Consider the following 13,617-nt stretch of genomic DNA (forward strand, 5'->3'; position numbering starts at 1 on the left):
ATCTAAAAACATTAAGACCTATTTCTGAAATATTGAATAGGTCTTTTTATTTAAAAAAACATTGAGCACCCTACATTCTACAGTAATAACAATAAAAAAAACCAGTTATGTTTTATTACTAAAAACATAACCGGTGAAATAACAAATATAGTATTAAAAAGTAATAACAATGAGCAATGCTAAATGAATTTATAACCTAACAAAATAAATTGATAACTTCACTACCCGCTAATAAATAAGCTCCCGCACCATAATCCATATTATGTTCAAAATTAACATCTCTCGGGTTAAATGCAGGTAATTGTACATAACCTAACATACCATTAGGGTGAATACAGCCGCGTAATGCGACCCAAGCCTTTTCTAATACTGGGTAAAAAGTCTTTTCATCTAAAATATTATGATTAATTCCCCATGCTATTCCATAACAAAATAACGCTGCCGCACTACTTTCAGGCGCCGGGAAACTTTGTGGGTCAAGCAAACTCGTACGCCAAAAACCATCTTCTTGCTGATAAGGAATGATTGCAGCCAATAATTCTGTAAACAAATCAATATAACGTTGACGATCGGGATGGTCACTCGGTAAGTGTGGTAAAATCCGAGGAATTGATGCGATAACCCAAGCGATCCCTCTGCTCCAAAACACTTTCTCGCCATTCGCCTCACGTAGCTCACTACCTTGGCCATCTGGGATATAACGATAATCACGATAAACAAGCCCAGTCTCAATATCGCGTAAATGCTCAATTGCATCCCAATAAGCTTGATTCATGTAGTTTAAATAACGTACATCTTTTATTTTTGCCGAAAGCGCGGCAAATGCTGGGGGCGCCATAAATAAGGCATCACACCACCACCAATCTTCGCGACCCGCCTTGGGCTCTGCTAACATCAAATCAAACGCTTTAATCGTTGGCTCAAGAACTTCCGGTTGTAAAAATTGGCTACTCGCCACTAAATAAGCTTGCGTACAAACATGGTCATCCGCAAAGCGTGCATTAGGGCCTGGGCGAAACCCAGTATGAAGTGTGTAATTCATCACACCATCAAGGTATTCCTTATCTTGTGTCGCTTGCCATGCCGCAGCAACACAAGACCACAGAACGCCACGCTCCCAATCCGTATCTTTAATAAAACGGGTTTTTCCACTACGGCGGATCACACTACGTACCTGATTCGCAGACTGAAAACGGTATACTCGTTTCATATCCTGCAAAACAGTATTTCGTTGTAGCGATTGAGGTAATAATGATTGTTCCATTCTTATTCTCCTGATGGATTAACGGGCCAACCATCCACCATCTACCGCAATGGTATAACCATTAATATAGTCACTGGCTTTTGAAGCTAAGAAAATGGCAGGCCCTGCGAGATCATCTGGAGTTCCCCAACGGCCGGCAGGTATGCGCTCCACGATTGCTGCATTACGAGCCGCATCAGCGCGCAGTGCCGCCGTATTATCTGTTGCCATATAACCAGGTGCAATGGCATTAACATTAATATTATATTGAGATAACTCTGTTGCCAGTGCGCGAGTCAGCCCCATTACCGCGGACTTACTGGCCGTATAAGATGGCACCCGAATACCACCTTGGAAAGATAGCATTGACGCAATATTAATGATTTTGCCACCATTGCCTTGTTTTACAAACTGACGGGCAACGCGTTGTGATAGGAAGAATAATGTTTTTTGGTTAATGTTGATCACATCATCCCAATCTTTTTCACTAAACTCTAATAAGTCTTCACGGCGAATAATTCCCGCATTATTAACTAATATATCAATATGACCCATTGCCGATACTGCTTCGTCAACTAAATCTTGTAAGCCTGATTGTTCCATTAAGTTCATGGTAATGTAATGAAATTTGCGCCCTAATGCTTCTATCTGCTGTCGTGTTTCAGGTGCATCTTGTACACCAACCCCAACAATATCAGCTCCTGCTTGTGCCAAACCAATAGCCATACCTTGCCCTAACCCAGTGTTACACCCCGTAACGATGGCAACTTTCCCAGTTAAATCAAATAAATTCATGATGAGTTCCTCTAACGATGTGGGAATATCCCACATCGTTTTACTGTATAAGAAAAAAAAAGAGTGAAAGGAGTAACTATTTCAGATCTTTCATTGCGACATGGTCCATATCATGGAAAACTTGATTTTCCCCAACCATGCCCCAGATAAAGGTATAAGCCGCGGTACCTACACCGGAGTGAATCGACCAGCTAGGGCTAATCACCGCTTGTTCGTTGCGGACCACAATATGGCGAGTTTCTGTTGGTTCACCCATATAGTGGAAAACCACATTATCTTCTTTCATATCGAAATACAGATAAACTTCCATACGGCGCTCATGGGTATGACATGGCATGGTATTCCACAAACTTCCCGGCTCTAATACCGTCATCCCCATTGATAACTGACATGTTGGTAGGATTGACGGGTGCAAAAATTTATAAATAGTACGGACATTGCAGTTTTCAGCATTACCCAGTTTCTCAGGCGATGCTTGGTCAATCGTAATTTTACGGCTTGGATAAGCATGGTGAGCCGGTGCACAATTGATATAAAAACGAGCAGGTTCTTTCGCATCAATACTCATAAATTCAACTGTTCGAGTCCCCATACCAATATAAATGGCTTCACGCGGGGCTATCTCAAACACATCGCCATCGATAATAACTTTACCTTCCCCACCAATATTGATTGCGCCTAATTCACGCCTTTCTAGAAAAAAATCAACACCTAAGGCTTTCCCCGCCATTAACGCTAATGGCGCACTTGTTGGAACAATACCACCGACAATAATACGGTCGATATGGCTATAAGTGAGATTCATTTCCCCTTCACGGAACAGATCCTCAATCAGAAACTGTTGACGTAACCCTTCGGTATCGAGCGTTTTAGCATGCTCACTGTGAATTGGTTGACGAATTTCCATTATAAATACCTCATAAATTTACTGATGGGTTAACCATCTTAGTGATCGGCTTTCCCGAATACAGAGTGAACGTGTTCACCTCTGATGAATGTGTCTGTTAAATAAAAATTGTTATCAACAACAGCAAAATTGGCTTGAGCACCTTTACGGATATAACCAAATTGCTCGCTAATACCGAGATATTCAGCCGGTATTGCGGTTGCCATCTGAACGGCTTCCCATTCAGGTATGTGAGCTAAGCGCACCATATTGCGCAATGCACTATCCAAGCTACATGTACTCCCCGCTAAAGAACCATCGACAGTTCGAGCTTGGCCATTCGTGACTTTGACCATTTGTGCGCCAAGGGCGTAGTCACCATCAGGAAGCCCCCCTGCCCGCATGCAATCAGTAATCAATGCAATCTGTTGGTAACCTTTTAGGCGATAAGCCAGTTCCATCATGACAGGGTGGACATGAATACCATCGGCTATCAATTCAGCGAGTACATTGTGATATAACACGGCACCACAGCAGCCAGGTTCACGGTGATGTAACCCCGTCATCCCGTTATAAAGATGCACGCCACAATCTGCGCCACGCGCAAAAGCTTGGCTAGTCTGCTCATAATCCGCCGCAGTATGTGCAACACTGGTTTTAATTTTATGTTCAACAAGCCAATCAATAGCTGAAGTGGCGCCTTCGGCTTCAGGGGCTATAGCAACACGCAGTAAAGAACCTTCTGCACATCGATAAAGCTCATCAAGCTCAGCAACTGTAGGCGCTTTAAGGTATTTCACTGGATGCGACCCACGATGCCTTTCTGTGAAATAAGGACCTTCAAGGAAGCTTCCTAGCAGTTGTGCACCGGATGTTTGTGGTTTGGAGGTAAAGTCTCGGATGCTGGTTAACGCTTGCTGGATATCATCCATTGGGGCTGTGACCGTCGTGCCGACCCACGCCACAACTCCCGTTTGGACTAATTCATCTGAGATAGTTTGCAAAGCAGATTGACTTGCATCCATCACATCACAGCCAGCTCGTCCATGAATATGAATATCGACGAATCCGGGTAGCAAACTGCGGTCTTTAAGGTGGATAATCGGGCAGTTTTCAGGCGCAATATTCGTAACTTCCTGTACAATGCCATCATTTATCACCACATACTGCTGGTAACGGATGCCCTCTGGAGTGAACGTCCTATCCGCTAAAATTGCATATTGCTGGTTCATAAACCATCTTCTTCATTTTCAGGTTCAGACGACATAGCAAGCTGCTCACGGAGGTCTTGGATACTTGTCATACCAATCTCTCTCAGAACCGACAGTAACTCACTGGCGGTGGTATCTTCACGTTCAAATGCAGCATTAACTATCATAGGAAGGTTGACGCCAGCTAAGACTTCAACAGAGGGGTTTTCCATCATAATTGCCATGGCACGATTACATGGAGTGCCACCCGGAAGGTCGGTGAGGAAAACAACTTGCTCACAAGACATCGATTGAATAGCGGCACGCATTTGCTGCTCTAATTCATCGGGCGATATTGATTCAATGAAATCAATAAACACCATATTCTCCTGTTCACCTGCGATAGCTTTTACTGCCGATGCCATACCACTTGCAAAATTGAGGTGACCCGAAATAATCAAACCAATCATTCGTATACTCCTAAGCGGGCAAACCCATTTGCCCGCAAATATCTAACTTACTTACAGAACACCCAATACGTGACCAATCACACCGAATGCCAACATTGAAAAAATAAGTACAGGAGGTTTAGCCCAAAAGCCTGTGCCCTTGACCATTTTGAACATCAGGAAAACCAAGCCTAGCGGTAGTAAATTCGGCATAATTTTGTCGAATAATGCACTTTGCAACTCAACAACCTTGCCACCTAATTCAATCGAGGCCGTTGTTTGCACCTTTATGAAAGTAGCGGATAACGCACCGATAACAAAAATCCCCATAATGTTGGCGGCTTTCGCTAATTTTTCAGTCGCATCACTCATATTGACCATCGCAGCTGTACCTGCGCGATAGCCCATAAACATCAAACCGAAATACACAAAGAAGTGGATTATTTGATAGAGAAAGAAAAAGACACACGGCCCTGCAATAGACCCTTCCATTGCAATAGAAGCGCCTAATGCTAACGTCAATGGCATTAATGTCATGTGGTCGATAGCATCACCAATCCCACCAGTAGGCCCCATACCTGCAACTTTCATCACGTTGACCGTTGAAGGCTTCTCTTTGTTTTCCTCCATAGCAACCGCTGTGCCGAGCAAAAACGTAAACAACTTTGGACTCGCATTGAAAAATTGCAGATGGTTTTTTAGTGATGTCGCATAGTCCCGCTTGTTGTTTCCATGGATTTTGCGCAAAGCAGGGATAATTGAAAAAGCAAACCCACCACCTTGCATACGTTCGAAGTTAAAATTACCTTCCATAAATAAACCACGAAACGCACATTTCCAAAGATCGCCTTTCGTTATTACCTTACGAACCGTTGTATCCTGATACTCATCAACACCATCAACATAGGACTCAACAGGGAGGTTTTTCGTTTGTTCGATTGCTTTGTTATCAGATACCATCTTCAAAATCCTCATTTTTCTGTGAGTTATTGTTGTTACTGTTACCGCTGAAGAAGTAATACAGTGCTGCTGCGGATGCGCCAAGTATTGCTACCGCCATGATGGGAAGCTTCAAGTAAGTTGTCATAACAAATCCAACGAAGAACACGCCCGCCACTTCTTTTGACCACATGATTTTTAACAACATAGCAAAGCCAATTGCTGGTACCATTTTCGCGCCAATACCTAAACCTTCTAGCAATACTTTTGGCGTGTTTTGATCTATCCATTCCGCAGCATGTTCACCAAAATAAACCGTGACGAATGCAACAATGGAATACAGTAATGAACGAACAGTAATAGTGGCTATCAACAGTCGAGAAATACCCGATGCATCGGCTTTTTCTGCATAACGGTCTGCTTTACCCATAGTAAATGCAGTCATGGCGAAGAAACCGATAATGATCATTTGCATTAGCACTGCGATAGGCATCCCAATCCCCATCGCAACTGCAGGTGATTGATTAGTCATGATGGCAAAAGCAACGGCCGCTATAGTCCCTAATGTGACATCTGGTGGCTGAGCCCCTGCATTAGGAACTAACCCTAACCATGCAAGTTCCAGCGTAGCGCCTGCAATCAAACCGACTTGCATATCACCCATAATCAACCCAACAACAGGGCCTGTAATGAGTGGCCTGTGAATGTTTAGCGCAACATCATACTTATCTATACCGCAAAAGAAGGCCCATAAAGCCACAAGAGAAGCTTCATAAATCATAATAATTCCTTAAACACAGTTGTTTTAAGTTATGCCTCAAGCAGCCTTAAGCCGTTGCAAGCGCTAACACATCCACTGGAGATTGGTCAGGTGTATTTTGCACGGTACAGGTGACGCCTTTATCCACCAAACGGCGAAATGCATCCAAATCACGTTCATCAACAGACACCGTCTTCGCAATCTGTCTTTTCCCTTCATGGAAATGCATATTGCCAACATTACAGTGCGTTATAGGAACACCACCTTCAACTAAACGAGCAACGTCAGTTGGGTTATTGCAAAGTACAAAAATTTTCTGGCGAGGAGATGCTTTACTAATCACATCAATGGTTTTTTGAATAGAGAAAAAGCGGACCGCATATTCTCCACCTGCTGATGCTTTCATGCCAGCTTGCATAAAAGCAGAATTGGGTCCATCAGCAGCGTCATCATTCGCAACAAGAATTAAATTTGCTTCCGTGTGTTTACCCCATGTAATACGAATTTGCCCATGTAATAAACGTTCATCGATTCGGGTCCAGACAATATTTGGTGTGTGCATAACTTGCTCTCTTATTATTTGTTGTGTTTATCTCAAGATAGCGATTCGCCATCTTTTTGATATGAGAACGGGTAAATAGTAACACCTTGAACAACCCGGTTAATTTCTCCTGTTGGAGAAGGGTTATCCGGTGTATTCCCCAGTGCAATAGAGCTATGAAAAGCAAATGCTTGCGCTAACATTAGATAAGGAAATAGTAACGCTGCGTCAGAACAATGCTCCAGTTTTGAAATATAAATGAAATTATCTTTCAAAAAAATATCTTCAGAGGACGCAGTGATCCCGATCACCTTGGATGATGCATTATCGTGAATTACCTCTCGTAATAAGTCAGTTTCATACTGTCTGGTATACGGGTCATTCGAAAGAAATAAAACGACTAGCGTGTCTTTGTTAACGATTGATTTAGGGCCATGACGAAATCCTAATGGGGTATCAAAACTAGCCACTACTTTACCTGCGGTAAGCTCTAACATTTTCAAAGCCGCTTCCTGTGCAAGCCCCTGAAGCCCCCCACTACCTAAATAAATCACACGTTTGAATTTACCTGCATAGCTCTCACGAATTATTCGGTTAAACTGCTGATAATTCTCATGATATTGAGTGAAAAATGGTAAGATTTGTTTATTAAAGAAAGTATCATCTAAGAAAATGGATAGTGCGGCCATCATCATAGATGAAAAACTTGATGTCATGGCTAAAGAGCGGTCATTCGACTCTTCTGGCATCAAAAGTGCCAATGCATTAGGGTTATTTTGGCAATATTGGAATAATTGCCCCTGTGAATTGCAAGTCAGCACTAAGTGGTAACATTGAGATAAACACTTTTCAGCGACATCAAGAGCTGCAACACTTTCAGGGCTATTTCCAGAGCGAGCAAAAGAAACTAACAAGGTCGGCACATCTTCAGCTAAATACTCTTTCGGGTCAGAAACCAAATCTGTTGTTGCTATTGCATCAACACGACGCTTAAGATGCCCAGTTAATATAGGGGCCAGTGCACGTCCGGCAAATGCAGAAGTGCCTGCTCCAGTCATAATAATACGAGCATCTGGTGCTGATAAAACTTTAGCTAAAAACGCATCAATTTCAGTACGTAATGCTTTCACTGATAACGCCGTTTTTTGCCAACATTCAGGTTGCTGCTCAATTTCTTTTGCTGTCCAGAACGCATTAAGTTGTTCTAGTTCAGCCGGTTGATAACTTAAATATTCCATGTCAAACCTCAGTGACTGAATTTACACGCATCGGCGTACACCGATAACACATCGCGAATTTTTGCGAAAACAAACGACTTAGGTGAGCCATCAATCAGACCTTCTCTCAATTGTTTAAATTGATGTGGCAGATATTGGCTAAGTAAAGGTAATGGGATTGGTTTAGCAGATAAATTATTCATTAGCTTATCTATTGCATCGCTAATTTCTTTATCCGGCCAATAGTAACGAATGCGATCGCTGAAGCTATATACCCGAGCAAATGCTTGTTGGTGAATATCGCCATGATAATACTTCTGCCAGAAATGCGGCTCGCTACACATCAAGCGCTCCATTTTTTCTTTTAAATGAGAACATTGCTTGGCAGGAAACATTTCATTCTCAATTTCGCACAATGAATACAGCGCTTCGCGCATTGCAAACGTCAATGCAGGGCCTACTTTCAAAATAGCAAAATGGTCACGAACCAATTGTTTATAAGCATCTTCTGTTTGGTAATCAGTTGAGTGAGCCTCGAAAACCAGATGTGAATAATCATCAACTACTTTACTCAATGCCTGTGCTTTTTCGGGTTGATAATCAATCACACCGGTATGATCAAATTCCACTCCAGGTTGAACGACCAATCCGATAACCCGTTGCCAACAATCCCCCACACCTGCTTTTTCGAATGCTTCCGCATGACACTCTAAGGTTTTGCGAGCGGCATCAGGAGAAGTGACCTCCACACCCTCTAAAGCTTCTGTGGCTCCGCCGGGAACAGGAACTTCAGTACCAATGACATACACAATATCGCTACGACCGAATTGTTGTTTTGCTGTTTTTTCTGCGATAACCGCAAGGCGAGCCGCCCGCTCAGCAACAATTTCATCGGTTAAAGGAACAGGGTCATCAGCGCAAGACATGCTGCAATCTAAATGAATTTTTTTAAATCCAGCGGCAACATAAGCTGCGATTAAAACATCGGCATTATCCATAGCATCTGCAGCAGGGAGGTCTTGCCAACGGTTAGGGCCTAAATGGTCACCACCAAGAATTAGCTGATTGAGAGGAAAGCCAACTTTCTCTGCTTTTTCAGTAACATAATGATAAAAATCAGCAGGTGTCATACCGGTATAACCACCGAATTGATCAACCTGATTAGAAGTGGCTTCAATAAGAAGAAAGGAATTATTGTCCAACGCTTGCTGCAATGATGCTTCAATAACAAAAGGATGAGCAGAACAAACAGAATAAATACCGTTCTGTTGACCTAACTTATTTTGCTGAACAATTTTTTCTAAAGGATGCATTAATACTAACTCCACAATCAACACCGGCAGTGCTGTTAATGGAGTTAGTCAGCTATAAATCTTTATCGACGATAATGACTTCGATTTTATGGTCCTTTAACTCTTGGACATATTCATCAGGAATACCAGAGTCTGTTACCAAAATATCAATATCACCAAACTCACGGATCATATGACAGCTGCGTTTACCGAATTTCGTAGAATCAGCAACTGCAATAATAGTCTCTGAGATATCACACATTAAACGGTTGAGGCTCGCCTCTTGTTCATTGTGTGTCGTGATACCAACACGTAAATCGAATCCGTCAACCCCAAGAAAAACCTTATCAAATCGGTAATTTCTTAGGCTGCTTTCTGCTTGAGAGCCAGAAAACGATAAAGCATTCTTTCGCAATGCACCGCCTGTCATTAATACATCAACGCCTGCGGTATTCGCCAACTCCATTGCAACATCTAAACCGTTAGTCATGACCACTACGTTTTCACGCGATTTTAAATGTGTCGCGATTTCACGCGTAGTTGTCCCCGAGTCTAAAATAACGGTATCCCCATCCTTAATTAGCGTGGCGGCAGCTTTCCCTATTAACGTTTTTGTTCCCGCATTTTGCCCACGTTTTTCGTGGATACTCAGTTCTGCAATAAACCCTGTATTCGGTATTGCAGCGCCATGAGAGCGAATAACATAACCATTTTTTTCAAGAAAACTTAAATCGCTGCGAATGGTGACACTTGAAACTTTAAAAATTTCGGCTAGATCCTCAACTCTGGCTTTACCATGTTGGTTAACCATGTCGAGTATTTCCATACGCCGCTCAACTGCCGCTTTCACTTTCGTCTCCTTACGAAACCAAACAAAAGACTTTCATTTGATTTCGAAATTAGTTTACTACGCCAAAAATTACCGACAACGTAAAAAAACAAAACTTTTGATCTCTTTCACAAAGTTTCGATTTCTTCACTATTTGCTTACGGATATTTTCATAATTGAAATATCATAGCTTCGAATGAGAAACTATCCAATATATAAAGTGTTAATCAGTGTATTTTAATTAATCTAATCGTCAGACTGTCGTCTCTAAGCCCAGATTCGTGAAATTTTAGTAATGAAATGACTCTAAAATTAGCAAAACGTGCTGAAAAAATTTTTTCTATTCGAAAGATGTCGGGTTCCGTTTAATTAAAAAGTATATTTTGGAATTTTAACGACAAAATACTTTATCGTGAATCCCCCATTTATTCCCCTCCCCCACCTTTCAAAATCTTTCATTTTTCATTTTTGTGATTTCAATCTCTTTTGATTTTACGAAAATTGCGTAATGCTATAAAAATAACCTGACTTCTTTCGGATAAAAAAATGGCTTCTAACCAACCAACTAACTTTCATATGATGGCGAAACCCACTAGCTATCGCTGTAATATCAAGTGTGAATACTGTTTTTATCTCGAAAAAGAGAATGTATTTAACGAAGAAGTAGCAGATAACCATCATGACGTGATGCCTGACAATGTATTACGTCGTTACATTAAAGACTATATTCAGTCTAACGCGAGTGACCAAATTGATTTTTCATGGCAAGGCGGAGAACCAACACTCGCTGGGTTAGCGTTTTTTGAGCGTGTTGTGAAGTATCAAAAACAATACGCACAAGGAAAAACGATCACAAATAGTGTCCAAACCAATGCAATTGCAATAAACCGTCAATGGGCACAATTTTTTGCCGATCACCAGTTTTTACTCGGGGTTTCTATTGATGGACTTGAAGCGGTGCATGATAAATATCGTATTTCAGTCAATGGTAACCCAACCTTCGAACGCGTTAAAAAATCAATTCAGTTACTCAACGAATATGGTGTTCAATTTAATACACTTACCGTCGTGAACGATCAGAATTGGCGTAAAGGAAAAGAAACGTATCAAGCACTAAAAGATATCGGCTCGACATTCTTTCAATTTATTCCAATTGTTGAAGTAGACCGACGTTTTCCACATATGCAAGGGGGGCACTATGCGCCCGGTCCGAATGCTGTTATGGCGTCTTTCTCAGTTTCAAGTGAAGGATACGGACAATTTATGGCTGATATTTTCGACGAATGGATACGCCAAGGTGATGTAGGAAAAGTATACATCCGTTTGTTCGATAGCTTACTTGGTACATGGATGGGTTATCCTGCGTCCACTTGTATTCAATCCAAAACCTGTGGACAAGCATTAATCATTGAATCTAATGGTGATGTTTACTCCTGTGACCACTACGTTTACCCTGCAAACCGCTTAGGTAGCGTCCAAGAAAACACCTTAGCTCGTTTAGTTTCTTCTAAGCAACAGACACGCTTTGGTCAAAATAAATACGACAAACTCACCAGTATTTGCCAACGTTGTGAAGTCCAAAGCTTATGCTACGGTGGCTGCCCTAAACACCGAATTGTGGCAATTGATGGAGAAAAATATCGCCACAATTACTTGTGCCGTTCTTATAAAAAAATATTTCATCATACCGCACTAGGCATGCAGTTAATGCAGCAAGCTATTTCCCTCGGGGGATTGGCTAGCGATGCACTCCCTGCCTTAAAAAAAGCTTATTTTCAATAAATTAACCTTTCTGGAGAGACTTTTGTGATCTTACCTACTGTAAAAAAAAGCCTACTTGCTGGCCTTATAGCCACTAGTTGCTTAAGTTTTCCCTTAGCTGCAACTGCTGGAGGGCCCCCTGAAAAACCCAATGTTTTACTTATTGTTATGGATGATTTAGGGACTGGTCAGCTTGATTTTGTGTTAGACAATCTTGATGTTAACGAGCTAGCAAAACGCCCTACCGCCCAACGTTATGATGGCGACATAAATAAAATGGTCGAAGCCGCGAAAATTGCGATGCCAAATGTCACTGAAATGGCAGCCGGCGGAATTAAAATGACTAACGCCTTTGTTGCTCACCCAGTTTGTGGGCCATCTAGAGCAGGGATTTTTACTGGTCGCTCTCCTGCAAGCTTCGGTACCTATAGTAATGATGATGCTATGTTAGGCATTCCAGAGGACATTAAATTATTACCCGCTTTATTCCAAGCCGATGGTTATGCAACTGCCAGCATTGGGAAGTGGCATAATGCGAAAGTGATCAAAAAGCCCAAGATAGCTGAAGATAAACAAACTCGTGATTATCATGACAACATGATATCAACACCAGAACCTGGGTTTGCCCCCCATGAAAGGGGTTTTGATTATGCCTACAGTTATTATGCCTCTGGAGCAGCGTTGTGGAATTCACCAGCGATTTGGCGTAATGGGGAAAATGTCCCTGCTTCTGGCTACCTGACTCATTTATTGACGGATGAAACTGTCAAATTCATAGACAGTCATAAAGATAAGCCTTTCTTTATTAATTTGTCGTATAGCGTGCCTCATATCCCACTTGAGGAGGCTTCACCTGCCAAATATATGGATAAATTTAATACAGGTAATGTTGAAGCTGATAAGTATTTTGCCGCTCTGAATGCCGCAGATGAAGGGATCGGAAAAATAATTGCCACGTTGAAAGAAAATGGAGAATTACAAAATACGTTAATTTTCTTTATTTCAGATAACGGGGCTGTTCATGAATCCCCAATGCCAATGAACGCAATGGATAAAGGCTTCAAAGGCCAAATGTTTAATGGCGGAGTGCGTGTCCCTTTTGTTGCTTATTGGCCGGGCCATATCCCAGCAGGTAAACAGAGTGACATCATGGTTTCAGCTATCGATATCCTGCCGACGGCGCTGAAAAGTGCAGGAATAACTATCCCAGATACCCTGAAAGTAGAAGGGAAAGATATTATGCCCGTACTAACAGGCAAAGACGATAAATCTCCACATCAATACCTTTATTGGACAGGCCCAGGGACTAAACACTACAGCGAAGAAAATCAGGCATTCTGGCACGGTTACCATGAATGGATAACATACCAACGTAAAGAAATCCCTAATAACCCTAACCTAGAAAAACTATCAAAAGGCTCATGGGCGATCCGTGATGGCGAATGGGCTCTGTATTTTTATGACGATGGCTCAAACCAACCTAAGCTATTCAATGATAAACAAGACCCTGCTGAATCAATTGATTTAGCACGTCAGTATCCAGAAAAAGTTAAACAGCTAAAATCTGCTTATTATCATTGGGTTAAAGACAAACCAAAACCTGTTGTATGGGGACAAGACCGTTACCAAATACTTGTTGATTCTGCACGATAGAATCGGATCTTTGGCCAATTAAGTGAGCATGGAAGCTCGCTTTTTCTAACAATCGAGAATAA

General features: G+C 41.8%; 13 protein-coding genes. 2 read left to right on the plus strand and 11 right to left on the minus strand.

Translation table 11 applies throughout. The annotated features are described in order from the left end of the window. Positions 1-196: 196 nt before the first annotated feature. The 11 genes from ACIPUA_RS14410 to agaR form a co-directional block, all read right to left on the minus strand. Complete coding sequence (locus ACIPUA_RS14410; RefSeq protein WP_449059809.1) at positions 197-1,264, minus strand: glycoside hydrolase family 88/105 protein; 1,068 nt, start codon at positions 1,262-1,264, stop codon at positions 197-199. Between the two features lie 18 nt (positions 1,265-1,282). After that, positions 1,283-2,038 (minus strand): 2-dehydro-3-deoxy-D-gluconate 5-dehydrogenase KduD, encoded by a 756-nt coding sequence (kduD, locus tag ACIPUA_RS14415; protein WP_042845271.1) that lies wholly within the window; start codon positions 2,036-2,038, stop codon positions 1,283-1,285. 76 nt (positions 2,039-2,114) lie between these two features. Then, on the minus strand, positions 2,115-2,945 hold the full coding sequence (gene kduI, locus ACIPUA_RS14420; protein ID WP_449059810.1) for a 5-dehydro-4-deoxy-D-glucuronate isomerase: 831 nt from the start codon (positions 2,943-2,945) through the stop codon (positions 2,115-2,117). A 38-nt stretch (positions 2,946-2,983) separates the two neighbouring features. Beyond that, entirely contained in the window at positions 2,984-4,156 is a 1,173-nt protein-coding gene (gene nagA, locus ACIPUA_RS14425) for an N-acetylglucosamine-6-phosphate deacetylase (protein ID WP_042845274.1), read from the minus strand. Next, on the minus strand, positions 4,153-4,584 hold the full coding sequence (gene agaF / locus ACIPUA_RS14430) for a PTS galactosamine/N-acetylgalactosamine transporter subunit IIA (RefSeq protein WP_048608013.1): 432 nt from the start codon (positions 4,582-4,584) through the stop codon (positions 4,153-4,155). Before agaF ends, nagA begins: the two co-directional genes overlap by 4 nt. 51 nt (positions 4,585-4,635) lie before the next feature. Then, on the minus strand, positions 4,636-5,523 hold the full coding sequence (locus ACIPUA_RS14435; protein ID WP_449059811.1) for a PTS system mannose/fructose/sorbose family transporter subunit IID: 888 nt from the start codon (positions 5,521-5,523) through the stop codon (positions 4,636-4,638). Then, a complete protein-coding gene (agaW, locus tag ACIPUA_RS14440) occupies positions 5,513-6,283 on the minus strand; it encodes a PTS N-acetylgalactosamine transporter subunit IIC (protein WP_042845280.1) in 771 nt (256 codons plus the stop codon). The genes ACIPUA_RS14435 and agaW overlap by 11 nt, the downstream gene beginning before the upstream one ends. Before the next feature lie 46 nt (positions 6,284-6,329). Next, on the minus strand, positions 6,330-6,824 hold the full coding sequence (gene agaV, locus ACIPUA_RS14445) for a PTS N-acetylgalactosamine transporter subunit IIB (RefSeq protein WP_181468686.1): 495 nt from the start codon (positions 6,822-6,824) through the stop codon (positions 6,330-6,332). Between the two features lie 32 nt (positions 6,825-6,856). After that, positions 6,857-8,041, minus strand: coding sequence for an SIS domain-containing protein (locus tag ACIPUA_RS14450; protein WP_042845283.1), 1,185 nt, complete (start codon positions 8,039-8,041; stop codon positions 6,857-6,859). Between the two features lie 8 nt (positions 8,042-8,049). Continuing rightward, positions 8,050-9,333 carry a tagatose-bisphosphate aldolase subunit KbaZ gene (kbaZ, locus tag ACIPUA_RS14455; protein ID WP_042845285.1) on the minus strand — a complete coding sequence of 428 codons (1,284 nt, stop codon included), beginning with the start codon at positions 9,331-9,333 and terminating at the stop codon, positions 8,050-8,052. Positions 9,334-9,385: 52 nt separating this feature from the next. Next, the gene (agaR, locus tag ACIPUA_RS14460; protein WP_042845288.1) at positions 9,386-10,162 is read right to left on the minus strand and encodes a transcriptional repressor AgaR; all 777 of its coding nucleotides are present in this window, start codon (positions 10,160-10,162) and stop codon (positions 9,386-9,388) included. A 525-nt stretch (positions 10,163-10,687) separates the two neighbouring features. Here agaR and ACIPUA_RS14465 point away from each other — a divergent pair. After that, positions 10,688-11,923 (plus strand): anaerobic sulfatase maturase, encoded by a 1,236-nt coding sequence (locus ACIPUA_RS14465; RefSeq protein ID WP_449059812.1) that lies wholly within the window; start codon positions 10,688-10,690, stop codon positions 11,921-11,923. A gap of 24 nt (positions 11,924-11,947) precedes the next feature. After that, entirely contained in the window at positions 11,948-13,555 is a 1,608-nt protein-coding gene (locus ACIPUA_RS14470; RefSeq protein WP_449059813.1) for a sulfatase family protein, read from the plus strand. Positions 13,556-13,617: the final 62 nt, after the last annotated feature.

Source organism: Providencia sp. AGC89, assembly GCF_053543535.1.